The sequence below is a fragment of the Saccharomonospora glauca K62 genome (assembly GCF_000243395.2).
Lineage (GTDB): Bacteria > Actinomycetota > Actinomycetes > Mycobacteriales > Pseudonocardiaceae > Saccharomonospora > Saccharomonospora glauca.
On record NZ_CM001484.1, the window covers coordinates 1727841 to 1750168 of the forward strand.

The window sequence follows — 22328 nt, forward strand, 5'->3', positions numbered from 1 at the left end:
TCTCCCGCCCCGGCACGTTCGTGATCAGGGCGACCTGTTGGACGACGGCGGCGCGGCGGCTCCTCCGCCACCGCCACCACCCCAGCCGCCCTCGGCGCGGCCCGTGGGTAGACCACCGATGCGGCGTCGGCCGTCGCCCAACGACGGTGTTCCCCCGGACAACAACCCCACCGAGATCCTCGAACTCGACGAGCCCTACGACGACCTCTACGACGAGGAGATCGAGGGCGAGTACCGGGACTACGACGAGGACTACGACGACTACGACTCCGGCTATGCGGAGCGCGTCGACGAGTCCAGGGGGAGCGCTCGCGGGGACCTCGAGGAGAAGGACCGCGCCGACGTGGACGACGACGCCGAGCACGACTCCGACGATCGGGAGGAGCCGGACCTCCTCGACGACGTGGACGACGAGCTCGACACCAAGCGCGAGGGCAAGGGCCGCCGACTGGTGAAGTGGGCGGGTGCCCTGGCCCTGCTGGCGTTGCTGAGCGTTGGGGCGTTCTTCGGTGCCCGTGAGCTGTTGGGCTTCGGCTACGACGACTACGACGGGCCCGGCGAGAAGGACGTGATCCTCCACGTGGAGGAAGGCGACGTCACGAGTGCCATCGCGGCGAAGCTCGTCGAGCTCGACGTGGTGGCCAGCTCCGAGGCCTTCATCAAGGCCGGTGAGGACGACGAGCGGATACTCGGCATCCAGCCCGGCTACTACCAGGTCAAGACCAAGATGTCCGGTGAGGCGGCCGTGGCGGCCCTCGTGGACTCCGACTCCAGGGTCGGACACCTCCAGATCAAGCCCGGCACCAAGCTCGCCGACGTCATCCAGCCCGACGACTCGGTGACGCCGGGGATCTACACGTTGCTGGAACGGGCCTCCTGCTTGCGCGTGGACGGCGAGGAGCAGTGCGTGTCGGCCGACGAGCTTCGAAAGGCCGCCGACTCCGCGGACCTCGCCGAACTCGGGGTCCCGGACTGGGCCGTGGCCAGCGCCGAGAAGGCCCCGAAGGGGCACAAGCTGGAGGGCCTGATCGCGCCGGGCGTCTACGACCTCAGGCCCGGAGGGGACGCCGAGGATCTGCTGTCGCAGGTTCTCGAGGCCTCGGCCACGAGGATGGAGGCGGCGGGCCTGCCGAGCGCGGCGGGGAGCACGCCGTACAGCCCGTACCAGATCCTGACCATCGCCTCGATCGTCGAGCTGGAGGCGGTCAAGGCCGACTTCACGAAGGTGGCCAGCGTCATCTACAACCGGTTGGAAATCAACATGGAGTTGCAGATGGACTCCACCGTGAACTACCCGTTGAAGCGACCGGTTTTGACCACCAAGGCGGAGGAGCGGGCCAAGGAGACGCCGTGGAACACCTACAGCATGTACGGTCTTCCCGAGACTCCGATCGGTTCGCCGAGCATGGAGGCCATCGAGGCGGCGTTGGAGCCGGAGGAGACCGACTACCTGTACTTCGTCAAGTGTGAGGAAAACGGGTTGTCGTGCTTCAACGTGGAGCTCGCCGACCACGAGGCTGCCCGAAAGGAGGCGCAGGCTCGCGGTGTCTACTGAGTCCGACACGTCCACGACGACCTCGCGGAGGGCGGGGGTGCTCGGCTCCCCCGTGCGGCACTCGTTGTCTCCCGTGCTGCACAACGCCGCGTACGCCGCCCTCGGACTCACCGGCTGGCACTACGACACCCACGAAGTGGACGCCGAGACGTTGCCGGGGTTCGTTCGCTCCCTCGGGGACGAGTGGGTGGGACTGTCGGTGACCATGCCCGGTAAACGGGCGGCGTTGGCGGTGGCCGACGAGGTGACTCCGAGGGCCACGGCCGTGGGGGCGGCCAACACGCTCACCCGCCTCCCCTCGGGTGGCTGGCGTGCGGACTGCACCGATGTGGACGGTGTCGTCGGCGCGCTCCGGGCCGCGGGAGGTTTCCGCGCCGGAGAGGGGCGGACCGCCGTGGTCCTGGGAGCCGGAGGGACGGCCTCGGCGACCGTGACGGCTCTCGGCGAACTCGGGCTTTCGGACGTCCACGTGGTGGTGCGTGACCCGGCGCGGGCTCACGCCACCACGGAGGCGGCCCGCCGGGCCGGGCTGGAGGTCTCCGTGCATCGGTGGGCGGACACGGATTTCGGGGAACTCGCCACCGGAGCACAGGCGCTGGTGAGCACCGTGCCCCCCGACGCCGTGGCGCCGCACGCGGACGCGCTCGCCGCGGTGCCGTGCGTCCTCGACGTGATCTACCACCCGTGGCCGACGCCGTTGGCCGAGGCGGTGGCGGCCCGGTCCGGCCGGGTGGCCACGGGGCTGGACATGCTGTTGCACCAGGCGTTCGGCCAGGTGGAGCAGTTCACGGGCCGGCCCGCGCCACGCGAGGTGATGCGCGATGCGCTGCGTGAGGCCACCGGGGACATCCTGCCGTTGCCGTTGGACTGACCGCCGCCCGTAGCGCACGGGATTCCCGCTGCTTCCGTCCGCCCGCTAGGGTAGCCGTGTCGAGCAGCAGTGGAGGTGCGATGCGCGGAAGGGTTGCGGCGCTGACGGCCGCGTTGGTGTTGTCGGGAACGGCCGGGGTCGCGTCGGCGGAGCCCGTCGACCGGGAGCCGGTGCGGTTCGCGACGTTCAACGCCTCGCTCAACCGCGCCACCGAGGGCGAATTGCTCGCCGATCTGTCCACACCGGACGACGAACAGGCCGCGGCCGTCGCCGAGGTGATCCAGCGCAGCAGGCCCGACGTGCTGCTGATCAACGAGTTCGACTACGTGGAGGGCGGCGCTGCGGTCGACGCGTTCCGGCGTAATTACCTCGAAGTGCCGCAGCACGGTGCGAAGCCCATTCACTACCCGTACGCCTACACGGCGCCGGTCAACACGGGCGTGCAGACGGGGTACGACCTCAACCGCGACGGGATGGTGGGTGGCCCGGACGACGCGCACGGGTTCGGCGACTTCGTCGGACAGTACGGAATGGTCGTTCTCTCGCGCTATCCCATCGACACCGAGCACGTACGGACGTTCCGGTCATTTTTGTGGAAGGACATGCCCGGCGCGTTGCTGCCGGACGACGTGGACACCCCGGAGCCGGGGGACTGGTACTCGCCGGAGGTGCTGGAGGTACTTCGGCTGTCGTCGAAGTCGCATTGGGACGTTCCCGTCAGGATCGGTCGGCGGACCGTCCACGTGCTCGCCGCGCACCCGACTCCACCGTCGTTCGACGGGCCGGAGGACCGCAACGGCACGCGCAACCACGACGAGATCCGATTCTGGGCCGACTACGTCACTCCCGGACGCGGCGACTACATCTACGACGACGAGGGCCGTCGGGGCGGTCTCGCGCCGAACGAGCGGTTCGTCATCGTGGGTGACTACAACGCCGACCCCCTCGACGGCGACAGCACCGCCGGTGCCGTGAACCAGATGCTCGATGCGCCGCGCGTCCACGACACCCGGCCGGCCAGCGTGGGAGGCGCCGTGGCGGCACGACTTCAGGGCGGCGCCAACGACGACCACCGGGGTGACCCGTGGCTGGACACCGCTGACTTCGGGGACGAGCAGCCGGGCAATCTGCGCGTCGACTACGTGTTGCCCTCCCGCGAGCTGAAGGTCGTGGGAGACGGCGTGTTCTGGTCCGTTCCGGGGTCCCGGCTCGACCGCCTCAACTCCACCTCCGACCACCACCTGGTGTGGGTGGAGGTACGCCCCTGACGGGGCCTCGGCGCGGGCGTTAGCGTGGGGACATGCGGATCGCGATCCTCGACGACTACCAGAACGTCGCACGGGAACTGGCCGACTGGGACTCGCTCGACGCCGAGCTCCACGTCTTCACCGAGCACATCGCCGACGAGGACGAACTCGTGCGGCGGCTGGCGGGTTTCGACGTGGTGGTGGCCATGCGGGAGCGCACGCCGTTCCCCGAGTCCGTGCTGTCGCGGCTGCCCGACTTGCGGCTGTTGGTGACCACGGGGCGGCGCAACGCGTCCATCGACGTCGCGGCCGCGCGGCGACACGGCATCCTCGTGTGCGGCACCGGATACGTGTCGCATCCGACGGTGGAGCTGACGTGGGCGTTGATCCTCGCTGCCTGTCGTCACCTGCCCACCGAACTGCGGGCCATGCGTGAGGGCGGCTGGCAGAGCACCCTCGGGGTGGGACTGCGTGGCCGCACCCTGGGCGTGCTCGGGCTGGGACGGCTCGGGTCGCAGGTGGCCAAGATCGGGCAGGCCTTCGGGATGCGCACGATCGCGTGGAGCCACAACCTCACCCCCGCCAGGGCCGCCGAGCACGGTGTCACGGCGGTGTCGAAGGACGAGCTGCTGGCGAGTTCGGACGTGCTGACGGTGCACCTCGTGCTCAGCGAGCGCACGCGAGGGCTCCTCGGCGCCGCCGAACTCGCGGCCATGAAGCCCACCGCACTGTTGGTGAACACCTCGCGCGGGCCCATTGTGGACACCGACGCCCTCGTGCGGGCGCTGCGCGACGGCGTGATCGCCGGAGCAGCCCTCGACGTCTACGACGAGGAACCCCTGCCCGCCGACCATCCACTGAGGTCGTTGCCCAACGCCGTGCTCACCCCGCACATCGGGTTCGTGACACGCGACACCTACGAGGTGTTCTACCGCGACGCCGTGGCCGACATCGCCGCGTTCCGCAAAGGCGAGCCGGTGCGAGTGCTGGAGCCGTGAGCCGGGTCAGGCGAGTTCGGCGAGCACGGCGTCGGTGAACTCGGGCCACACCTGCGCCGCCCAGGGACCGAAGGCCCGGTCGGTCAGTGCGATGCACGCCACGCCCGCATCGGGATCCACCCACAGGAAGGTGCCCGACTGACCGAAGTGGCCGAACGTCCTCGGCGAGCTGCGCTTACCGGTCCAGTGGGGGGCCTTGTTGCCCCGCAGTTCGAAGCCGAGCCCCCAGTCGTTGGGCTTCTGGTGGCCGAAGCCGGGAAGCACACCGTTGAGACCGGGAAACGCGACCCGAGTCGCGGTGTCCAGCGTGGAGCGGTCGATCAGGCTCGGGTTCTGGAGTTCGGTGGCGAAGCGCACCAGATCGTCCACACACGACTCCGCGCCCGCGCCCGGTGAACCCTTGAGGACGGTGTCACGCATGCCGAGCGGCTGGAACAGCGCCTCGTCCTGGTAAGTGTCGAACGCGATGCCGGTGTGCTCGGCGATGGCGTCGGCGAGCTGCTCGAAACCCGCACTGGAGTACAGGCGACGCTGACCGGGAGGGGCGAGCACCCGGTGTTCGTTGAACCCGAGGCCCGCCGTGTGTGCGAGCAGGTGCCGGATCGTGGCGCCCTCGGGGCCCGCGGGCTGATCGAGTTCCACGGCGCCCTCCTCGACGGCGATGAGGGCGGTGTAGGCCGTGAAGAGCTTGGTCACCGACGCGAGGGGAAAGATCCGCGCCGTGTCACCGTGGGTGCCGAGTACCGTCCCGTCCGCTCGCACCACCGCCGTGGCCGCGTTGTCGACGGGCCACTGCTCGATCAGCCGCACGCTCTCCATGCCCTCCACCCTAACGGGGTGTCGGCGGGCCGAGGACACGCGTACCGCACGTGCGGACACGCGTACGGCAGCTGCGGACATGCGTGCGCAGGCTGCGGACACGGCGGGTCAGGACGGTAGATGGCGGGCGAACCACTCCGCGGCGAGCTCGGCGACCCGCTCCAGCGCTCCGGGTTCCGTGAACAGATGCGTGGCTTTCGGAACGACCTCCAGCTCGTGCGGCCCGGCCAGGCGATGGGCGGCCCGCTCGTTGAGCCGCAGTACCTGCGTGTCCGAACCGCCCACCACGAGCAGGGTGGGGCACTCGACCTCCGACAACGCGTCACCGGCGAGGTCGGGGCGTCCGCCGCGCGAGACGACGGCACGGACCACTTCCGGCCTGCGTGCGGCGGCCACGAGGGCCGCCGCCGCCCCGGTGCTCGCTCCGAACAGCCCGAGCGGCAGGCCACGGGTCGCGGGGTCCGCCACGAGCCGGTCCACGGCGGCGACGAGCCGGTCGGCCAGCAGCCCGATGTCGAACCGGAGCTCACCCGTCGCGGAGTCCCGCCGCTCCTCGGCGGTGGACAGCAGATCGAACAGCAACGTCGCCAGCCGGTGGTCCTGCAGGCTGCGGGCCACCGCCGTGTTACGCGGACTGTGCCGGGAACTGCCGGAGCCGTGGGCGAACGCCACCACGCCGATCGCGTCGGCGGGCACCGTCAGCTCGCCCGGCAACGTCGCGGACTCCACCCCCACCCCGAACGGGACGGTCACGGAGTCCTCCCGGAGTACCGGGCCAGCAGGGCGACCACCTCGTCGTCGTCGGTCTGCGAGAAGTCGCCGTACCACTGGCCGACCGCCTGGAAGTTCGCGGGCTCGGACACGCACACCACGCGGTCCGCCTCGGCCCGGAGGGCGGAGGCGGCCTGCGGCGCGCACACGGGGGAGGCGAACACGAGCCTGCGCGGTCCCTCCCGACGCAGCGAACGCAGGGCGGCCGTGGCCGTCACCCCGGTCGCGAGACCGTCGTCGACCAGGAGCACGTCGCGTCCCTCGATCCGTTCGGGCTCGCGTCCGCGCTGGTAGACGTCGAGTCTGCGCAGGACCTCCTCCCGTTCCCGCGCGCCCGCGCGGTCGAGGTCCTCGCGGGTCAGGCCCAGCAGGCGCACGCTGTGGTCGTCCACCACCATGGGCCCGTGGGCGGTGACCGCGCCGATGCCGAACTCGGGGCGTCCGGGCGCGCCGATCTTGCGCGCCACCGCCACGTCGAGCGGCGCCTTGAGTTCCGCCGCCACCTCGGCGGCCACGGGAACCCCGCCGCGGGCGAGCCCCAGGACGACGGGATCGACCCAGTCGGTGTCCCGCAGTGCCTCGGCGAGAGCCCGCCCGGCCGCACCGCGGTCGGCGTAGACCCGTCCGGCGACTGTCCCGGACATCATCGATCACCCCGATCACTGCCCACGCTCATCCCGGCTCCCCGCGCCGCTTGCGGTGGATGACCCAGCCCAGGTCCACCAGGCTGCCGAGTCCGACGACGCCGAGGAACACGGTTCCCCACCATGCGTCGTAGTAGGCGAACAGGATCGCCCCACCCACGCAGAGGAGCACGGCGAGGGACGCGAGCACGATCCGCAGGGTCAGCGCGCTGTACGCCGGTGCCGCGCCGCCGAAACCGCCGGTGGGGTCGTGGTAGTCGGGCAGGCCCCGCGCGTACTCCTCCCGAGTGCGAGGTCGGTTGTGACGTGCTCGTGCCTGCATGGTGATCGGATACCCCGATCGGGCGGTACGCACACGCGGCCCGCCCCGAGGTGGAGCGGGCCGCGGGGAACGCGTCGGGGGCGTCAGCCGTCGAGGTCTCGCGCGACCACGGCCGCGACGGCCTCCACGGCCTCCTCGGCCCCGTCGCCTTGAGCGGCGATCACGACCGTGTCGCCGTGGGCGGCGCCGAGCGTCATCAGGTTCAGCACGCTCGACGCGGCCACCGGCGTGCCGCCGTCCTTGGCGATGGTGACCTCCACGGACTGTGCCGCCGCGGTCTTGGCGACCAGGGCCGCGGGCCTGGCGTGCAGTCCCACCTTGCTCGCCACCGTGACTGTGCGTTCGGCCACTTCCGTCATTCCTTCGTCGCCCTCTCCTCGGTCGTCGTGTCGGTCTTCCGCGTCGCGTTCTCGCCTTGCTCCGCCGGGGAGGCCTCCGCGGAGCCCTCGTCCTCCTCACGGCCGGGGGTGCGCAGGTTCCACTTGGTGATCACCCACCGGAACAGCAGGTAGTAGATCACCGCGTAGACCAGGCCGATCGGGACGAGCAGCCAGGCCTGGTTCGCGGCCTCGGCTCCCGAGTTGAGCAGGAAGTCGATCCCACCCGCGGAGAACGTGAAGCCGAGGTGGATGTCGAGCGCGTTCACCACGGCCAGCGAGATACCGGTGAGCACCGCGTGGATCAGGTACAGCGGCCACGCGACGTACATGAAGGAGAACTCGATCGGTTCGGTGATCCCGGTGAGGAACGCCGTGAGGGCTGCCGAGATCATGATGCCGCCCACGACCTTCTTCTGGCTCGGGCGAGCGGTTTGCCAGATCGCGAGGGCCGCCGCGGGCAGGGCGAACATAAAGATCGGGAAGAACCCGGTCATGAACGCGCCGGCCTCGGGGTCGCCCGCGAAGAAGTTGTTGATGTCACCGCCGTCGAACACGAACCAGACGGGGACGTTGAGCAACTGGTGCAGGCCGATGGGGATCAGCAGTCGGTTGAGGACACCGTAGACACCGCCACCGATCACCGCGTCGCTGGTGACGAGCTCGCCCAGGTTGTTGATGCCCGCGTCGATCACCGGGAACACCAGGCCGAACACCACGCCGAGCAGTAGGAGCACGACGGAGTTCACGATCGGCACGAAGCGCCGGCCGCCGAAGAACGCCAGGTACGGGGGCAGCTTCACGCGGTAGAACCGTTGCCACACCACCGCGGTCACCAGCCCCACCACGACACCGGACAGCACGCTGTACGGCCACTTGACCGGGGCGAGGTACCAGCCGGGCGTCGGTTCGAAGCCCTCCAGCTCCTCGATGGGAGCGAAGACCTGCACGACCTTGCTGAACACCACGAACCCGACCACCGCCGCCAAGCCGGTGGACCCGTCGCCCTTGCGGGCGAAGCCGACCGCGATCCCGACGGCGAACAACAGGGGCAGCCAGTCGAACAGTCCACCACCCGCGGCGGCCAGCACCTTGGCCACGTCGGCCGTCGCGTCCCAGCGGCCCAGCATGTCGTTCTGCCCGAGCCGCACCAGCAAACCCGCGGCGGGCAGCGCGGCGATGGGCAGCATGAGGCTGCGGCCGAACCGCTGCAGCCCCGCGAGTTTCTTCCCTCTTCCCTTGCGTTTTCCGGTCTCGGATGTGGTGCTCATTCGCGTCCTCCGTGCACTCCCGTACTGGTGTGGATGCCTGTGGGATCGGGGTTCGGTGGTCGGGCGTCCTCCAGCGCCACCGTGACCTGGTACCGGTCGGCGCGATACCAGGAGGTCGTGTCCTCGCCGGCCCGCCCCTTGACGCTGGAGACTCGCCGGAAGGTGAGCAGCGGCGCTCCGGGGCGCAGGCCGAGCAGGCGGGCCTGCCCGGAGTCGGCGACCTCGGCGGTCATGGTCTGTCGCGCGGCGTCGAAGCGCACCCCGTGGTGTCCGGCGAGTTGCGCGTACACCGATCCGGTCAGGTCCAATTCGAGCGGATCCGGCAGGACGTCCGGGTGGTACCAGCCGTCCTCGATGGCCAGGGGAACGCCGTCGGCCATCCGCAGGCGTCGGATGCGGTGGGCGGGCCTGCCGGTGGGAAGGCCGAGGGCGCGTCGGGTGGGTTCCGGAGGCACGACCGTGTCGGTGGACAGCACCCGGCTGCTCGGTGTGAGCCCCCGCCTTCTCATGTCGGTGGTGAACGACATGAGGTAGAGCGAGAGGTCGAGGCGCCGGGCGGCGGTGAAGGTCCCCCTGCCGCGCACCCGGCGCAGCAGGCCTTCCTCCACGAGAGCACCGACGGCGGTGCGGACGGTGAGCCGCGAGACGCCGTAGCGCGCGGCCAGCTCGCGTTCCGAGGGGATTGCCGTTCCGGCGGGGAGTTCGTGCTCCACCATCCGGCGTAGGATCGCCCGAAGCTGGGCGTGCTTGGGCGTGGGGCCGTCGAGGATGCGGTCGGCGTACCCCGTCGTGACGCCGCGGGCCCGGCCCATCGGCTACCTCCGTACTCGCCCCAGCGGCTTGAGATTGGTACGTTCCGGTCTAGACCACTGACGTGGTGGGGCAGAATGCTCCGTGCCCCGCCCCGGTGTCAACCACCGTTACGCGTTTGTGGCTCGGGACGATGTGAAGGAGGCCGCGATGGCGGACGACAGGCCGGCGAAGATTCTTGCGGCGCTCGGTGGCGCCGACAACGTCGTCGAGATCGAGGGGTGTATCACCCGGCTGCGCTGCGAGCTGGAGGACGGGTCCCTCGTCGACGAGGCGGCGCTCAAGCAGCTCGGCGTACACGGGGTCACGAAGATGGGCGACGTCGTGCAGGTGGTCGTGGGACCGGAGGCCGACGCCATCGCCGAGGACATCCAGGACCTGCTATGAGCCTGACCGTGCACAGCCCCGTGGCGGGCACGACGATTCCCATGACCGACGTGCCGGACGCGGTGTTCGCGCAGGCGATGGTGGGGCCGGGGATCGCGGTGCAACCGAAGGAGGAGCCCGCCGACGCCGTGGCCCCGATCGACGGCACCGTGGCGACCCTGCACCCGCACGCGTTCGTCATTGCGGGCGCCGACGGCCGGGCCGTGCTCGTGCACCTCGGCATCGACACCGTCAAGCAGAAAGGGGAGGGGTTCACCCTGCACGTCGTGCGGGGTGAGGCGGTGCGTGCCGGCCAGCCCGTGATCGGCTGGGACCCCGCCGCCGTACGAGCCGCCGGGTACTCGCCGGTGGTGCCCGTGGTGGCGCTCGACGCGGCTTCCGACTCGCTCTCCCTCGTGCCGACGGGCCGGACGATCGCGACGGGAGAGTCGCTGTTCACCTGGGGCGATTAGGACCGGCACCCGAGGCGGCGGGTGCGTCCGTCACGCCGTGACGATGCCGTTGCCCTCGATCGTGACCTCGACGGCGGGCAACGGCGCGTCGGCGGGACCGCCCCGCACGGCGCCCGTGAACGGGTCGAACGTGGAGTTGTGGCACGGGCAGCGCAGTTGCGACTCCTCGGCGACCACGGCGCAGCCCTGGTGGGTGCACACCGCGCTGAAGGCGGCCACCTCGTCCTCCGCCCGTCGCGAGACGATGACCTCGCGACCGTCGGACGTGGTCACGGACGTGGCCGAGCCGACGGGAACCTCGTCCAGCGAGGCGAGGCGGGTTCCCCTCGGGAGAGGGGGCTGTTGGTCATCCCCCTGCTGGCCGCCGCCCGCGCACCCGGCCAGTGCGCCGGCTCCGAGGGCGGCTCCGGCCACGGCGGCCCCGGTCGCCAACACGGTGCGGCGCGAATGCGCGTGACCGGTCATGTCTCCTCCCGTCGTCCGATCCGTTGCCGTTCACTCCCGTGGTGAGAATGATGAGGACTCAATTATCCGGGGAGTCCTCGGCGCGCCGACGCACGGGCTCCTCCCGAGCGACACGGACGACACCGACGACGTTGGGGGCACGATGATCGGGTGGACACTGCGGGCGCTCGTCGCGGCGGGCCTGCTCGGCTCGGCATGGGTTCACTGGGTGGTGTGGCGGGACTGGGCCGCGGACGTCGCGGTGGTCGGCCCGCTGTTCCTCGTCAACGTCGTCGCGGGCGTCGTGCTCGCGGTGGCCGTGCTGGCCTGGCGGCATCCGCTGCCCGCCGCCGGGGCGATCGCGTTCGGCCTGGCGACCCTCGCGGCGTACGGGTTGTCGCTGACGGTCGGCTTCTTCGGCGTGCGGGAACAGTTCGTCACGCGGGAGGAGCTGTGGGGCGTGATCACCGAGGTGGCGTGTGTGGTGTTCGGAGCGGCACTGTTGACGCCATGGGCGCGAGCCGCCGAGCGGCGTCGGGACTGAGGCTCTCGTCGCCCGACCGGGTGGGAACCCGGCGCTTCGGGAATCGAGCGTTACCAACCGCGTACCCGGAGTGTTGCCGAGTGCTCGGGGGTGGCTCACGCTGGCGTCATGTCGTGGGGGATACCGCTGATCTGCTTCGGAACGGCGACGGGATGGGCCGCGGGACGGCTGCTCGCCGCCGGGCCTCGGCCCGCGCCCGTGCCCGTCGGGTGGTGTGCCGCCGCGACCGGTGTCCTGTGGGGCGCGGTGTGGGCGTTGCGACGGGACGGCGCGCTGCCGGGATGGTGGCTACCGGTCCCGCTGGCAGCCACGGCCTTCGCTGTCCCTCTGGCGACGGCGGACATCCTCCACCGCAGGGTGCCCGACGTGCTGACCTTGCCCGCCTATGGAATCGGGGTCGTGGCCGTGGGCGCTGCCGCGTCGGGCGGACCGGGACCTCCGCTCGCGATCACTGCCGTCGTCGGCGGAGCCGCCACGCTGGGCGCGCACCTGCTCGTCCGTGCCCTCGCGCCCGCCTCCCTGGGCGCCGGGGACGTCAAGCTGTCGGGCAGCCTGGGACTGCTCGCCGCCGCCGCGGGCTGGCCGACGTTGGTGGTGTCGATGGTGTTCGCGTCGTTGGTGACGGCGGTGTTGGCCGGGGCGGCGGCTCTGATGCGAAGCGCTCGCTGGCGGGACGGCGTTCCCCACGGGCCCGGTCTTCTCGCCGCCACGTGTGTGGGTGTGCTGTTCCCCGGTGGGCTTCCGCCGGTGGGCGGCTGAGGCCGGGTTTCGGGTGCGTGACAACATGGGCGCTGTGTTGCGTTGGATAACCGCTGGTGAATCGCATGGTCCGGCCCTCTCGGCCATTCTCGAGGGCATGGTGGCGGGGGTGGAGATCACAACCGACGAGGTGAGTGCCCAGCTCGCCCGCCGCCGTCTCGGCTTCGGTCGGAGTCCGCGTATGGGCTTCGAGGCCGATCACGTGGAATTCCTCGGCGGTGTCCGACACGGGCTCACCCAGGGCGGCCCCGTCGCGGTGAAGATCGACAACACCGAGTGGCCCAAGTGGGAGAAGGTGATGTCCGCCGACCCGGTGGACGCCGCGGAACTGGAGGGGCTCGCGCGCAACGAGCCGCTGACCCGGCCGCGTCCCGGACACGCCGACCTGCCGGGGATGCTGAAGTACGGCTTCGACGAGGCACGGCCCGTGCTCGAACGGGCCAGCGCGCGGGAGACGGCGGCGAGGACGGCGTTGGGCACGGTCGCCAGGGCGTTCCTGCGACAGCTTCTCGGAGTCGAGATCGTCAGCCACGTGGTGTCGATCGGCCGGGCGAAGGCCCCCGACGGGCCGTTGCCGCAGCCTTCCGACCTCGCGGCCATCGACGAGAGTCCGGTGCGCGCGTTCGGTGCGGAGGCCACCGACGCGATGGTGGCCGAGGTGGAGCGGGTCAAAAAGGCGGGCGACACCGTGGGCGGTGTCATCGAGGTGATCGCCTACGGCCTTCCTCCGGGCCTCGGGTCGCACGTGCACTGGGACCGCCGTCTCGACGCCCGACTGGCCGGGGCGCTCATGGGCGTGCAGGCCATGAAGGGGGTCGAGGTGGGCGACGGCTTCACCACGGCGGAGCGGTGGGGCAGCGAAGCCCACGACGAGATCGACGCGGGCACCCCGCCGAACGGCGTGACCCGCCGGAGCAACCGCGCGGGCGGGCTCGAAGGGGGAATGACCAACGGCGAGCCGCTTCGCGTGCGCGTCGCCATGAAGCCGATCTCCACGGTCCCGCGTGCACTGTCCACAATTGACGTGGCCACGGGCGAGGCCGCCGTCGCGATCCACCAGCGCTCGGACGTGTGTGCCGTGCCGAGGGCCGGGGTCGTGCTGGAGTCGATGGTGGCGCTCGTCCTCGCCGACGCGGCGCTGGAGAAGTTCGGCGGTGACTCGCTGGCCGAGTCGCGACGCAACGTTGAGGCGTACCTGGACAGCCTCCGCGAGTTCTGGGAGCGGCCGCAGCGGTGAACGACGTGACGCGCAAGGACCCGATCGTGGTGGTGGGGCCTCCCGGCTCGGGGAAGAGCACGGTGGGCAAACTGCTGGCCGAGCACCTCGGAGTCGACTTCCACGACGCGGACGCCGACATCGAGCGGGAGCAGGGGCGCACCATCTCGGACATCTTCGCCACCGACGGCGAACCCGCGTTTCGCGCGATCGAGGAGGAGACCGTCGCCCGAGGCCTGCGCGAGTACACGGGGGTGTACGCGCTGGGCGGTGGCGCGGTGGTGTCGGACCGCACCCGAGAGCGCCTGGCGGGGTACCCGGTGGTGTTCTTGAACGTCGGAATGGCCGAGGGAGTGCGGCGCACCGGCCTGTCCACCGCGCGGCCGTTGCTCGCGGGCGTCAATCCGCGCGCCACTTACAAGGCGCTGCTGGAGGCCCGGCTCCCGATCTACCGGTCGGTGGCCACCGTCGAGGTGAACACCGACGGCCGCAAGCCGGACGACATCGCCACGGAGGTGGCGGCGAGCCTGGCGCGGTGCGGAATACCGGAGTGAGGAGAGACATGACCGAACCCGTTCGGATCGCGGTGCGGACCGCGCAGCCCTACGACGTCGTGGTGGGTCGCGGCCTGCTCGGCGAACTCACCGACGCGGTACGTGACGCCTCAAAGGTCGCGATCATCCACCCGCCCACGCTCACCGCCACGGCCGAGGCCGTGCGCGAGGAACTCGCCGGGGCCGGGCTCGACGCCCACCGGGTCGAGATTCCCGACGCCGAGGATGGCAAGGCCCTGTCCGTGGCCGACTTCTGCTGGGAGGTGCTGGGCCGCATCGGGCTCGACCGCCGGGGCGTGGTCGTGGGCCTGGGCGGCGGGGCCGTCACCGACCTCGCGGGGTTCGTGGCGGGCACCTGGATGCGTGGGGTGCGGCTGGTCAACGTCCCCACGACCTTGCTGGGCATGGTGGACGCGGCGGTCGGCGGCAAGACCGGCATCAACACCGACGCGGGCAAGAACCTCGTGGGCGTGTTCCACGAACCATCGACCGTGCTGGTCGACCTCGCCACGCTGGAGACCCTGCCCCGTAACGAACTCGTCGCCGGGATGGCCGAGGTGGTCAAGGCGGGCTTCATCGCCGACCCCCGCATCCTCGAACTGATCGAGGCGGACCCGGCCGCCGCCGTCGATCCGACGGGCGAGACGATCGCCGAGCTGGTGCGCCGCTCGATCCGGGTGAAAGCGGACGTCGTCTCGGCGGATCTCCGGGAGAGCGACCTGCGGGAGATCCTGAACTACGGTCACACGCTCGCGCACGCCATCGAGCGTCGGGAACGGTACCGCTGGCGGCACGGCGCGGCGGTGAGCGTGGGGCTGGTCTTCGCGGCCGAGCTCGGCCGGCTCGCGGGGCGGCTCGACGACGAGACGGCCGATCGGCACGCCACGGTGCTTCGGGCGTTGGGGCTGCCGACGAATTACGACGCCGACGCCCTTCCCCAGCTCATCGAGTCGATGCGTTCGGACAAGAAGACCCGCTCGGGCACGCTGCGGTTCGTGGTGCTCGACGGACTCGCCAAGCCCGGCAGGTTGGAAGGCCCCGACCCGGCGTTGCTGGCGGGCGCCTACTCCGCCGTCGCGGGTGGAGCGTCGGGTGAAGGGGGAGTGCTGTTGTGACCGTGTACGTGCTCAACGGCCCCAACCTCGGCAGGCTGGGCACCCGCGAGCCGGATGTGTACGGCTCCACCACCTACGACGACCTCGTGCGGCTGTGCGTCGAGACCGGCAAGGAACTCGGTCTCGACGTCACCGTGCGCCAGACCGACCACGAGGGCGAGCTCGTGGGCTGGCTGCACGAGGCCGCTGACGCCGCGGCACCGGTGATCCTCAACGCCGGGGCGTGGACACACTACTCGATCGCGGTGCGCGACGCCGCGGCGCAACTGCGGGCGCCGTGGATCGAACTGCACATCAGCAACGTGCACGCCCGTGAGTCGTTCCGGCACCACAGCGTCCTGTCCGACATCGCCACGGGAGTGATCGCCGGGCTCGGGGTGGACGGCTACCGGCTCGCGCTGCGCTGGGTAGCCGACAACACGCGCTGAGGGCTCGCCGCGGTCTCTAGACTGAGATGTCACGCCGCCGGGATCTGCCGGTGGGGAGAGGGGGAGGTTCGGCGGTTCATCATGGGCACATCCCGTCACCGGAAGTCCTTCGGCGGGCCCGTGCCGGCGGTCGTCGTAGCACTGGTCGTGATGCTCGTCGCGGCCTGTACCGCGGGTGAGGCCGCACCCAACGCCGAATGGGCCGAGTCGTCGGGAGGGTCGGGCCCGGTACCTCGACGGCCCGGTTCCTCGTCCCCGGACGCGCCGATCACGCTCGCGGTCGATAACCCGCGCGGCGGCGACCGCGTGGTGGCGAGTGGTGGTGAGGACGCGGTCTACAACTACGGCCCCACCGTGCTCGTCGAGGGGGACACCGTACGAATGTGGTGGTGCAGTCAGTACGGCAGCGCGCCGCCCGCGGGCGACGACATCCTCTACGCCCAGGCGAGTTCGCCGTCCGGACCGTTCGCCGGGCCCGACGGAGGCGTTCCCCGCGCCGTGTTTTCCGGCAATCCGGGCCACTTCGACGCGATGCACACCTGCGATCCGTCCGTGCTCCGGGTGAACGGGAAGTACTACATGTACTACACCGGCGCGCCCGACGATCACGCCCACGGCAACGCCATCGGGGTGGCCACCAGCGACGACGGTCTGCGGTGGAGCCGCGTGACGACCGAGCCGATCGTCAGACCCGCCCACGACACGCACCGCGACAACACCTACGGCGCGGGACAACCCGCCGCGGTGTACCTCGACGGCTGGTTCTACCTGATGTTCACCGACACCACGGGCGAGGCCGCGGGATGGAACGGCGCGGGCCAGTTCCTCCTGCGGTCACGGGACCCGGCGTTCGCGACCGGTGTCGAGGCGCTGGGCCCGAACGGCTTTGCCCCCGTGCCCCACACCGCCTCGCCGCGTACGCGTTCGGTCGTGGACGCGTTCAGCGCCGATCTTGTGTGGGTGGACGCGCTGGAGGCCTTCGCCATCGCCCACCAAACCGCCGAGGGCACGACACTGACGTTCTGGAACCGCGACTTTTCGGCACAGCCCTACGAGTCCGTGCTCATCCGGAGCCAGTGGGAGGAAGGACCGGGCCTGGTGCGCCAACCCGACGGACACGCCCCCCTGTCGCAGAGCGACGTGTGCGGGCGGGTGCCGTTCGACGTCGTGCACGCCACGGTGATGGGGCAGGCGGGAGCCCCGACGGACCTGCGCCACTACGGGATCGACGTGTACGGGATCGACGGCTGCGGCGACGAAAGGCGCGCCCTCGCGGTGCTCGACGGTCTGGCCATGCCCTCGCCGGTGCGCACGATGGATCTCGTCGTCGACGGCCGGGTGGTGCGGATCGACCGACGCTCGGTGGCCACCGCACTGGCCCGGCGCGTCCTGGACGAGCGGCTTTCCGTGCTCGACCGGGTGCCCGTGGCGGCCCGACTGACGGCGGGAGCCCGCGGGGTCAGCGCGCCCGGCGAGGGACTCGGCGTCGTACTGGACGGCACGTTGTGGCCGGTGACGTCGCCGACCGCGTTGGAGGCCAACGACTCGCCGGTCACCTCGATCACCCCGGAGGAGTGGCGGGCGTACCCGAAGGGACCGGTGCTCGGTTAACGAGCCGACTCGGCCCTCCGCCGCGGCCGAGGTGACGGTTTGCGGTCGGCGTCCGCCTCGTGGTCGGGCTCGTCGGTTTCGAGCCGGTGGTAGGAGGCGGCGACCCGCCCTCCCACGAAAAGCCCGAGCCCGGCGGGCACGAGGACGAGGAGCGCGGTGAAGGCCGCTCCTCCCGTGAGAGCGGAGGCCAGCGCGCTCACCCCCGTCCCGTCCACGAACACGGCCTTGCCGACGACGGTGAGGACACCCGACCCCACCCCGGCAAGCAACGAGGCCACGAACCAGGCGCGGCCCGCGTCGGCGAGCCTCGTCCACGCGTCGATCGCGCTCCACAGGGCGACGGTGCCCACGAGCACCGCCAGGGCGATCGCGGTGACGAGCGTGCGCTCGGTGGGGTGGAACACGGCGTACTTCGCGGTCGCGACGGCGGCAGCGGCATGCAGGACGGCCATGCCGACTCCGCGAGGAAACCAGGACGGCATTTGCGTGACTGTACTGATCCGACGCGCGTCCGGGAACCGTTCGGGCATGATCGCGGTCGACCGACGCGGCGGTCCTACACTGGGCCGGTGCCCGAGATTCATGCCACGCGACGTCACGCGCTTCGTCGGCGACTCCAGGACTCCGAACTCGACGCCCTGCTCGTCACCGACCTGCGCAACATCCGCTACCTGACCGGATTCACGGGTTCGAACGCGGCCCTGCTGGTGCACACCGACGGCGATGAGCACAGCGTGTTCTGCACCGACGGCCGGTACACCACCCAGGCCGAGGCGCAGGTACCCGACCTGCGCAGGGTCATCGAGCGGCCGAGCGCGTTGGCATTGGTCCGGGAGGCGGACACGCGGCTTGCGCGCGGAGCCGCCGTCGGCTTCGAAAGCCAGTACGTCAGCGTGGAGCAGCACGCCACCTTCACCGACGCGGTCGAGTCGGTGCGGCTGACACGGGCACCGGGTCTGGTGGAGCGGCTGCGCGAGGTGAAGGACGACACGGAGATCGCGGCGTTGCGGGCGGCGTGCGCGGCCGCCGACCGGGCGCTGGCGGACCTGCTGGAGCACGGCGGGTTGCGTCCGGGCCGTACCGAACGCGAGGTGGCGCGCGAGTTGGAGAACCGCATGTTCGACCACGGCGCGGAGGCCGTCGCCTTCCCGTCGATCGTCGCCGCGGGCGCCAACTCGGCGATCCCGCACCACCGACCCACCGACGCCGTGCTCGCCCGCGGGGACTTCGTGAAGCTCGATTTCGGCGCGGTGGTGGACGGGTACCACTCGGACATGACGCGCACGATCGTGCTCGGCGAGCCCGCCCAGTGGCAGCGTGATCTGTACACGTTGGTCGCCACGGCCCAGGCCGCGGGCACGGAGGCCGTCCGTCCGGGGACGGACGTCTCCGACGTGGACGCCGCAGCACGGACCGTGATAGCCGAGGCCGGGTACGGTGAACAGTTCAGTCACGGCCTCGGCCACGGTGTGGGTTTGGACGTACACGAGGCGCCGAGTCTCGCGAAGACGGGCGTCGGTACACTGTCGGCTTGCATGGCGGTCACCGTGGAGCCGGGAATCTACCTGGCGGGGCGCGGTGGCGTCCGTATCGAGGACACGCTCGTCGTGCGGGAGGGGACTCCCGAGCTCCTCACCCTGAGCACCAAGGAACTCGTGGTCGCCTAGGCGCGACCCCACCCGATACAGGAGAACGCACACTCGTGGCCACCACCAACGACCTCAAGAACGGCATGGTCCTCAACCTGGACGGGGAGTTGTGGTCCGTCGTCAACTTCCAGCACGTCAAGCCCGGCAAGGGCGGTGCCTTCGTCCGCACGACGCTGAAGCACGTCGTCAGCGGCAAGGTGGTGGACAAGACGTTCAACGCCGGGACCAAGGTCGACACCGCGACGGTCGACCGTCGGGACATGACGTACCTGTACAACGACGGGTCCCACTACGTGTTCATGGACTCCGAGACCTACGACCAGCTCGAACTCCCGGCCGACCTCGTGGGGGACGCCGCCAAGTTCCTGCTGGAGAACACCCAGGTGCAGATCGGCATGCACGAGAACACGCCGCTGTACGTCGAGCTGCCCACCTCGGTCGAGCTGACCATCGAGCACACCGACCCCGGCCTGCAGGGCGACCGCTCCACCGGTGGCACGAAGCCCGCGAGGTTGGAGACCGGCGCCGAGATCCAGGTTCCGCTGTTCCTCAGCAGCGGCGAGAAGATCAAGGTGGACACCCGCGACGGTCGTTACCTCGGCCGTGCCTGAGCTCCGGACGGCGACGACCACGGTGAACGACGAGTCCCGTTCTTCCGGCCCCACGCGGCGCGGCGGCATCAGCCGCCGCGCGTCTCGCCGTCGGGCGGTGGAACTGCTGTACGAGGCGGCCCTGCGCGACGTCGACCCGGTGACGCTGCTGTCGGAGCGCGTCGGGGCGGTCGACGTCGACCCGATCAGCGACTACACCATCACGCTGGTGGAAGGCGTCGGTGAGAACCGCGAGCGCATCGACGAGGTGCTCGCCGAACACGCACGGGGCTGGTCGCTGCGGCGCATGCCGCCGGTCGACCTCGCCGTGCTGAGGGTCGGTCTCTACGAATTGTTGTGGGCCGAGGACGTGCCCGACCCCGTCGCCATCGACGAGGCCGTGGGTATCGCCAAGCAGTTGTCGACCGACGACTCCCCACGGTTCGTCAACGGCGTGTTGGGCCGGATCGGTTCGATCGCCGACCGGCTTCGCGCGGTCCTCTGACGAGCCCCCGGTTTCCGCCCGCAAGGCGTGGGCGAGGACCGGGGCGTCGAGGACCGCGCGGGCCGGACCGCGGCGGGTCGGGTGTTGCCCGCCGCGATGGAAGCCGACTCACTCCTCCGTGGACGGGCGGGCTTCCGGGGGCAGCACGCCCCATTCGATGAGCTGTTCGGTCAGCTCACCCGGTGTCATGTCGTAGATGATGGCCAGCGACCGCAGGTCCTCGGTCCGGATCGACAGCACTTTGCCGTTGTAGTCGCCTCGCTGGCTCTGGATGGTGGCGGCGTAGCGGGCCAGCGGGCCCACCTTCTCCGCCGGGAGCTGTTGCAGCCTTTCGAGGTTGATCACGATCTTGGTGGCGGGTTCGGCGCCGGAGGGCACCCTGCCCTCGGGCAGCAACTCGACCACCGGAACACCGTAGAAGTCGGCGAGTTCGGCCAGCTTCTGTACGGTCACCGCGCGGTCGCCTCGTTCGTAGGAACCGACGACGACGGCCTTCCAACGGCCGCCCGACTTCTGCTCGACCCCGTGCAAGGACAGGCCCTGTTGCTGGCGGATACCGCGGAGCTTGGCCCCGAGCGCCTTGGCGTAATCGCCCATGTGGTGGTTCTCCGTTTCCTCGCCCCGATGCGGCCACCGATGACCGACAGGGAACACTTGACCCGAATACTCAGAGTAATGGTTACGCCTCGTCGTCACTAGGTCAAGCAGATCATCGCCGCCTGGGGTTACTCACCGAGACAGACCACCCGTAAGGGCGAGGTCGTCAACCTGTTACCGTCATGTCGGTTCACCTGCGGAACCAGCGAAAAAACTTCCTTTAAGGACCCGTCCAGCGAGGCGGGGAAGGAGACTCTCTGTGGCGCCACGATCACGTGGCGTGACGGGATCGGCCGCTGAGCGCGAGTTGCTCTCGGCCGGTGACGTTGCGCGCACCATCGCCCGAATGGCCCATCAGGTCATCGAAAAGACCGCGCTGGGTGCCGAGGGCATGCCTCCACCCGTGTTGCTCGGGATCCCCACGAGGGGGGCACCGCTCGCCACCCGACTCAGCACGAAGATCACCGAATTCTCCGGGGTGACGGTGCCCGCGGGCACGCTCGACGTCACTCTCTACCGCGACGATCTTCGGCGCAGGCCCACGCGCCCCCTTTCGCAGACGCAGCTTCCCGACACCGGCATCGACGACCGCGTCGTGATCCTGGTCGACGACGTGCTGTACTCCGGCCGCACCGTCAGGGCGGCGTTGGACGCGCTGCGGGACCACGGTCGGCCCAGGGCGGTGCAACTGGCGGTGCTCGTCGACCGGGGACACCGGGAGCTTCCCATCCGCGCCGACTACGTCGGCAAGAACGTGCCCACCTCGCGCTCGGAGGACGTCTCCGTGCTGCTCGCCGAGGTGGACGGCCGGGACGCCGTACTGCTGGGGGTACGTCGATGAAGCACTTGCTGTCCACCGAAGGCCTCGACGCGGCCTCGGCCACGGCGGTGCTCGACACGGCAGACGAACTGAAGCGGACCCTGCTGGGCAGGGAGGTCCGCAAGCTGCCGACCCTGCGTGGCCGCACCGTCGTCACGTTGTTCTACGAGAACTCCACCCGCACCAGGGTGTCGTTCGAGATCGCCGGCAAGTGGATGAGCGCGGACGTGGTGAACGTCTCCGCGAGCTCTTCGTCGGTGGGGAAGGGCGAGTCGCTGCGCGACACCGCGTTGACCCTGGCCGCGGCGGGAGCCGATTGCGTCATCCTCCGGCACCCGGCCTCCGGCGCCGCCCACCGGCTCGCCGACTGGTTGCGCGACACCGGGACCAGCGTGGTCAACGCCGGGGACGGGACGCACGAACACCCGACCCAGGCGTTGCTCGACGCGGCGACACTGCGGGAACGGCTCGGCGACCTCGCCGGCCGCCGGGTGGCGATCGTGGGTGACATCCTGCACAGCAGGGTCGCCCGTTCGAACGTGCACCTGCTGACGACGCTCGGCGCCGAGGTGACACTCGTCGCGCCACCGACCCTGTTGCCGGTGGGCGTGGAGTCGTGGCCGGTCGTCGTCTCCCACGATCTGGATTCCGTGTTGCCCGCCTCCGACGCCGTGATGATGTTGCGAGTGCAGGCGGAGCGCATGCACGGAGGTTTCTTCCCCTCGGCGCGGGAGTACTCGATCGCGTACGGGCTGAACGAGACCAGAGCGCGGCTTTTGCCGGAGCACGCGGTGGTGTTGCATCCGGGCCCGATGCTGCGCGGCATGGAGATCGCCTCGGCCGTGGCGGACGCACCGAACGCGGCGATCACGGAACAGGTGCGCAACGGCGTGCACGTGAGGATGGCGGTGCTGTACCACCTGCTGGCGGGAGATGGAGGCGACCGTGACTGAGAATCAGTGGCAGTCGGGG

General features: G+C 70.5%; 28 protein-coding genes. 18 read left to right on the forward strand and 10 right to left on the reverse strand.

Features of this window, described 5'->3' with window-relative positions; all coding sequences use genetic code 11:
- Positions 1 to 118 precede the first annotated feature (118 nt).
- The 4 genes from mltG (at position 119) to SACGLDRAFT_RS08350 (ending at position 4671) form a co-directional block, all read left to right on the forward strand.
- Complete coding sequence (mltG, locus tag SACGLDRAFT_RS08335; protein WP_005463558.1) at positions 119 to 1555, forward strand: endolytic transglycosylase MltG; 1437 nt, start codon at positions 119 to 121, stop codon at positions 1553 to 1555.
- The gene (locus SACGLDRAFT_RS08340; protein ID WP_005463560.1) at positions 1545 to 2426 is read left to right on the forward strand and encodes a shikimate dehydrogenase; all 882 of its coding nucleotides are present in this window, start codon (positions 1545 to 1547) and stop codon (positions 2424 to 2426) included. The genes mltG and SACGLDRAFT_RS08340 overlap by 11 nt, the downstream gene beginning before the upstream one ends.
- Before the next feature lie 80 nt (positions 2427 to 2506).
- On the forward strand, positions 2507 to 3694 hold the full coding sequence (locus SACGLDRAFT_RS08345; RefSeq protein WP_005463562.1) for an endonuclease/exonuclease/phosphatase family protein: 1188 nt from the start codon (positions 2507 to 2509) through the stop codon (positions 3692 to 3694).
- A 32-nt stretch (positions 3695 to 3726) separates the two neighbouring features.
- Entirely contained in the window at positions 3727 to 4671 is a 945-nt protein-coding gene (locus tag SACGLDRAFT_RS08350) for a D-2-hydroxyacid dehydrogenase family protein (protein WP_005463564.1), read from the forward strand.
- 6 nt (positions 4672 to 4677) lie between these two features.
- Here the strand turns inward: SACGLDRAFT_RS08350 and SACGLDRAFT_RS08355 are convergent, their stop codons facing one another.
- The 7 genes from SACGLDRAFT_RS08355 to SACGLDRAFT_RS08385 all read right to left on the reverse strand — a co-directional run bounded on the left by SACGLDRAFT_RS08355 (position 4678) and on the right by SACGLDRAFT_RS08385 (position 9687).
- A complete protein-coding gene (locus SACGLDRAFT_RS08355) occupies positions 4678 to 5490 on the reverse strand; it encodes a serine hydrolase domain-containing protein (RefSeq protein ID WP_005463566.1) in 813 nt (270 codons plus the stop codon).
- 108 nt (positions 5491 to 5598) lie between these two features.
- Positions 5599 to 6243, reverse strand: coding sequence for a dienelactone hydrolase family protein (locus SACGLDRAFT_RS08360; RefSeq protein WP_005463568.1), 645 nt, complete (start codon positions 6241 to 6243; stop codon positions 5599 to 5601).
- A complete protein-coding gene (locus tag SACGLDRAFT_RS08365) occupies positions 6240 to 6908 on the reverse strand; it encodes a phosphoribosyltransferase (protein ID WP_005463570.1) in 669 nt (222 codons plus the stop codon). The genes SACGLDRAFT_RS08360 and SACGLDRAFT_RS08365 overlap by 4 nt, the downstream gene beginning before the upstream one ends.
- A 25-nt stretch (positions 6909 to 6933) precedes the next feature.
- Positions 6934 to 7227, reverse strand: coding sequence for a hypothetical protein (locus SACGLDRAFT_RS08370; protein WP_005463572.1), 294 nt, complete (start codon positions 7225 to 7227; stop codon positions 6934 to 6936).
- 83 nt (positions 7228 to 7310) lie between these two features.
- Entirely contained in the window at positions 7311 to 7586 is a 276-nt protein-coding gene (locus tag SACGLDRAFT_RS08375) for an HPr family phosphocarrier protein (RefSeq protein ID WP_005463574.1), read from the reverse strand.
- Positions 7583 to 8875 (reverse strand): PTS transporter subunit EIIC, encoded by a 1293-nt coding sequence (locus SACGLDRAFT_RS08380; RefSeq protein WP_005463576.1) that lies wholly within the window; start codon positions 8873 to 8875, stop codon positions 7583 to 7585. The genes SACGLDRAFT_RS08375 and SACGLDRAFT_RS08380 overlap by 4 nt, the downstream gene beginning before the upstream one ends.
- On the reverse strand, positions 8872 to 9687 hold the full coding sequence (locus SACGLDRAFT_RS08385; RefSeq protein ID WP_005463578.1) for a GntR family transcriptional regulator: 816 nt from the start codon (positions 9685 to 9687) through the stop codon (positions 8872 to 8874). The genes SACGLDRAFT_RS08380 and SACGLDRAFT_RS08385 overlap by 4 nt, the downstream gene beginning before the upstream one ends.
- Positions 9688 to 9835: 148 nt before the next feature.
- Between SACGLDRAFT_RS08385 and SACGLDRAFT_RS08390 the strand changes: the two genes are divergently transcribed.
- Both SACGLDRAFT_RS08390 and SACGLDRAFT_RS08395 read left to right on the forward strand, forming a co-directional pair.
- Positions 9836 to 10072 carry a glucose PTS transporter subunit EIIB gene (locus SACGLDRAFT_RS08390; RefSeq protein WP_005463580.1) on the forward strand — a complete coding sequence of 79 codons (237 nt, stop codon included), beginning with the start codon at positions 9836 to 9838 and terminating at the stop codon, positions 10070 to 10072.
- Positions 10069 to 10524 (forward strand): PTS sugar transporter subunit IIA, encoded by a 456-nt coding sequence (locus SACGLDRAFT_RS08395; protein WP_005463581.1) that lies wholly within the window; start codon positions 10069 to 10071, stop codon positions 10522 to 10524. The genes SACGLDRAFT_RS08390 and SACGLDRAFT_RS08395 overlap by 4 nt, the downstream gene beginning before the upstream one ends.
- Before the next feature lie 30 nt (positions 10525 to 10554).
- Here SACGLDRAFT_RS08395 and SACGLDRAFT_RS08400 read toward each other — a convergent pair whose 3' ends face one another.
- On the reverse strand, positions 10555 to 10989 hold the full coding sequence (locus tag SACGLDRAFT_RS08400) for a Rieske (2Fe-2S) protein (RefSeq protein WP_005463582.1): 435 nt from the start codon (positions 10987 to 10989) through the stop codon (positions 10555 to 10557).
- Positions 10990 to 11131: 142 nt separating this feature from the next.
- Between SACGLDRAFT_RS08400 and SACGLDRAFT_RS08405 the strand changes: the two genes are divergently transcribed.
- The 7 genes from SACGLDRAFT_RS08405 (at position 11132) to SACGLDRAFT_RS08435 (ending at position 17195) form a co-directional block, all read left to right on the forward strand.
- Entirely contained in the window at positions 11132 to 11512 is a 381-nt protein-coding gene (locus SACGLDRAFT_RS08405) for a hypothetical protein (protein WP_005463584.1), read from the forward strand.
- 108 nt (positions 11513 to 11620) lie between these two features.
- The gene (locus SACGLDRAFT_RS08410) at positions 11621 to 12271 is read left to right on the forward strand and encodes a prepilin peptidase (RefSeq protein WP_005463586.1); all 651 of its coding nucleotides are present in this window, start codon (positions 11621 to 11623) and stop codon (positions 12269 to 12271) included.
- Between the two features lie 34 nt (positions 12272 to 12305).
- Complete coding sequence (aroC, locus tag SACGLDRAFT_RS08415) at positions 12306 to 13508, forward strand: chorismate synthase (protein ID WP_040919737.1); 1203 nt, start codon at positions 12306 to 12308, stop codon at positions 13506 to 13508.
- Positions 13505 to 14041 (forward strand): shikimate kinase, encoded by a 537-nt coding sequence (locus SACGLDRAFT_RS08420; protein WP_005463590.1) that lies wholly within the window; start codon positions 13505 to 13507, stop codon positions 14039 to 14041. The genes aroC and SACGLDRAFT_RS08420 overlap by 4 nt, the downstream gene beginning before the upstream one ends.
- A gap of 8 nt (positions 14042 to 14049) precedes the next feature.
- On the forward strand, positions 14050 to 15156 hold the full coding sequence (gene aroB, locus SACGLDRAFT_RS08425) for a 3-dehydroquinate synthase (RefSeq protein WP_005463592.1): 1107 nt from the start codon (positions 14050 to 14052) through the stop codon (positions 15154 to 15156).
- A complete protein-coding gene (gene aroQ / locus SACGLDRAFT_RS08430; protein WP_005463594.1) occupies positions 15153 to 15584 on the forward strand; it encodes a type II 3-dehydroquinate dehydratase in 432 nt (143 codons plus the stop codon). The genes aroB and aroQ overlap by 4 nt, the downstream gene beginning before the upstream one ends.
- A gap of 81 nt (positions 15585 to 15665) precedes the next feature.
- The gene (locus SACGLDRAFT_RS08435) at positions 15666 to 17195 is read left to right on the forward strand and encodes a glycoside hydrolase family protein (protein ID WP_005463597.1); all 1530 of its coding nucleotides are present in this window, start codon (positions 15666 to 15668) and stop codon (positions 17193 to 17195) included.
- Here SACGLDRAFT_RS08435 and SACGLDRAFT_RS08440 read toward each other — a convergent pair.
- Positions 17192 to 17677: a B-4DMT family transporter gene (locus tag SACGLDRAFT_RS08440; RefSeq protein ID WP_198283533.1), complete on the reverse strand. Its 486-nt coding sequence runs from the start codon at positions 17675 to 17677 to the stop codon at positions 17192 to 17194. The genes SACGLDRAFT_RS08435 and SACGLDRAFT_RS08440 overlap by 4 nt on opposite strands.
- An 87-nt stretch (positions 17678 to 17764) precedes the next feature.
- Here SACGLDRAFT_RS08440 and SACGLDRAFT_RS08445 point away from each other — a divergent pair, with 87 nt between their 5' ends.
- From SACGLDRAFT_RS08445 to nusB, 3 genes are read left to right on the forward strand one after another with little or no spacing between them, the layout of a single operon-like run.
- Positions 17765 to 18862, forward strand: coding sequence for a M24 family metallopeptidase (locus tag SACGLDRAFT_RS08445; RefSeq protein WP_005463610.1), 1098 nt, complete (start codon positions 17765 to 17767; stop codon positions 18860 to 18862).
- A gap of 35 nt (positions 18863 to 18897) precedes the next feature.
- Complete coding sequence (efp, locus tag SACGLDRAFT_RS08450; RefSeq protein WP_005463624.1) at positions 18898 to 19455, forward strand: elongation factor P; 558 nt, start codon at positions 18898 to 18900, stop codon at positions 19453 to 19455.
- Between the two features lie 22 nt (positions 19456 to 19477).
- Positions 19478 to 19939, forward strand: coding sequence for a transcription antitermination factor NusB (gene nusB, locus SACGLDRAFT_RS08455; RefSeq protein WP_005463626.1), 462 nt, complete (start codon positions 19478 to 19480; stop codon positions 19937 to 19939).
- A 108-nt stretch (positions 19940 to 20047) separates the two neighbouring features.
- Here the strand turns inward: nusB and bldD are convergent, their stop codons facing one another.
- Positions 20048 to 20536: a transcriptional regulator BldD gene (gene bldD, locus SACGLDRAFT_RS08460; RefSeq protein ID WP_005463630.1), complete on the reverse strand. Its 489-nt coding sequence runs from the start codon at positions 20534 to 20536 to the stop codon at positions 20048 to 20050.
- Positions 20537 to 20795: 259 nt separating this feature from the next.
- Here bldD and pyrR point away from each other — a divergent pair, with 259 nt between their 5' ends.
- Both pyrR and SACGLDRAFT_RS08470 read left to right on the forward strand, forming a co-directional pair.
- Positions 20796 to 21377: a bifunctional pyr operon transcriptional regulator/uracil phosphoribosyltransferase PyrR gene (gene pyrR, locus SACGLDRAFT_RS08465; protein WP_005463631.1), complete on the forward strand. Its 582-nt coding sequence runs from the start codon at positions 20796 to 20798 to the stop codon at positions 21375 to 21377.
- Positions 21374 to 22309 carry an aspartate carbamoyltransferase catalytic subunit gene (locus SACGLDRAFT_RS08470; RefSeq protein ID WP_005463632.1) on the forward strand — a complete coding sequence of 312 codons (936 nt, stop codon included), beginning with the start codon at positions 21374 to 21376 and terminating at the stop codon, positions 22307 to 22309. Before pyrR ends, SACGLDRAFT_RS08470 begins: the two co-directional genes overlap by 4 nt.
- Positions 22310 to 22328: the final 19 nt, after the last annotated feature.

What these genes read in the sequence shown, in the direction of transcription:
- mltG (WP_005463558.1), top strand. Translation starts at nt 119, where the DNA reads ATGCGGCGTCGGCCGTCGCCCAACGACGGTGTTCCCCCGGACAACAAC.
- SACGLDRAFT_RS08345 (WP_005463562.1), top strand. Translation starts at nt 2,507, where the DNA reads ATGCGCGGAAGGGTTGCGGCGCTGACGGCCGCGTTGGTGTTGTCGGGA.
- SACGLDRAFT_RS08350 (WP_005463564.1), top strand. Translation starts at nt 3,727, where the DNA reads ATGCGGATCGCGATCCTCGACGACTACCAGAACGTCGCACGGGAACTG.
- SACGLDRAFT_RS08355 (WP_005463566.1), bottom strand. Translation starts at nt 5,490, where the DNA reads ATGGAGAGCGTGCGGCTGATCGAGCAGTGGCCCGTCGACAACGCGGCC.
- SACGLDRAFT_RS08365 (WP_005463570.1), bottom strand. Translation starts at nt 6,908, where the DNA reads ATGATGTCCGGGACAGTCGCCGGACGGGTCTACGCCGACCGCGGTGCG.
- SACGLDRAFT_RS08370 (WP_005463572.1), bottom strand. Translation starts at nt 7,227, where the DNA reads ATGCAGGCACGAGCACGTCACAACCGACCTCGCACTCGGGAGGAGTAC.
- SACGLDRAFT_RS08375 (WP_005463574.1), bottom strand. Translation starts at nt 7,586, where the DNA reads ATGACGGAAGTGGCCGAACGCACAGTCACGGTGGCGAGCAAGGTGGGA.
- SACGLDRAFT_RS08380 (WP_005463576.1), bottom strand. Translation starts at nt 8,875, where the DNA reads ATGAGCACCACATCCGAGACCGGAAAACGCAAGGGAAGAGGGAAGAAA.
- SACGLDRAFT_RS08385 (WP_005463578.1), bottom strand. Translation starts at nt 9,687, where the DNA reads ATGGGCCGGGCCCGCGGCGTCACGACGGGGTACGCCGACCGCATCCTC.
- SACGLDRAFT_RS08390 (WP_005463580.1), top strand. Translation starts at nt 9,836, where the DNA reads ATGGCGGACGACAGGCCGGCGAAGATTCTTGCGGCGCTCGGTGGCGCC.
- SACGLDRAFT_RS08395 (WP_005463581.1), top strand. Translation starts at nt 10,069, where the DNA reads ATGAGCCTGACCGTGCACAGCCCCGTGGCGGGCACGACGATTCCCATG.
- SACGLDRAFT_RS08400 (WP_005463582.1), bottom strand. Translation starts at nt 10,989, where the DNA reads ATGACCGGTCACGCGCATTCGCGCCGCACCGTGTTGGCGACCGGGGCC.
- SACGLDRAFT_RS08405 (WP_005463584.1), top strand. Translation starts at nt 11,132, where the DNA reads ATGATCGGGTGGACACTGCGGGCGCTCGTCGCGGCGGGCCTGCTCGGC.
- SACGLDRAFT_RS08410 (WP_005463586.1), top strand. Translation starts at nt 11,621, where the DNA reads ATGTCGTGGGGGATACCGCTGATCTGCTTCGGAACGGCGACGGGATGG.
- aroB (WP_005463592.1), top strand. Translation starts at nt 14,050, where the DNA reads ATGACCGAACCCGTTCGGATCGCGGTGCGGACCGCGCAGCCCTACGAC.
- SACGLDRAFT_RS08435 (WP_005463597.1), top strand. Translation starts at nt 15,666, where the DNA reads ATGGGCACATCCCGTCACCGGAAGTCCTTCGGCGGGCCCGTGCCGGCG.
- SACGLDRAFT_RS08440 (WP_198283533.1), bottom strand. Translation starts at nt 17,677, where the DNA reads ATGCCGTCCTGGTTTCCTCGCGGAGTCGGCATGGCCGTCCTGCATGCC.
- bldD (WP_005463630.1), bottom strand. Translation starts at nt 20,536, where the DNA reads ATGGGCGATTACGCCAAGGCGCTCGGGGCCAAGCTCCGCGGTATCCGC.
- SACGLDRAFT_RS08470 (WP_005463632.1), top strand. Translation starts at nt 21,374, where the DNA reads ATGAAGCACTTGCTGTCCACCGAAGGCCTCGACGCGGCCTCGGCCACG.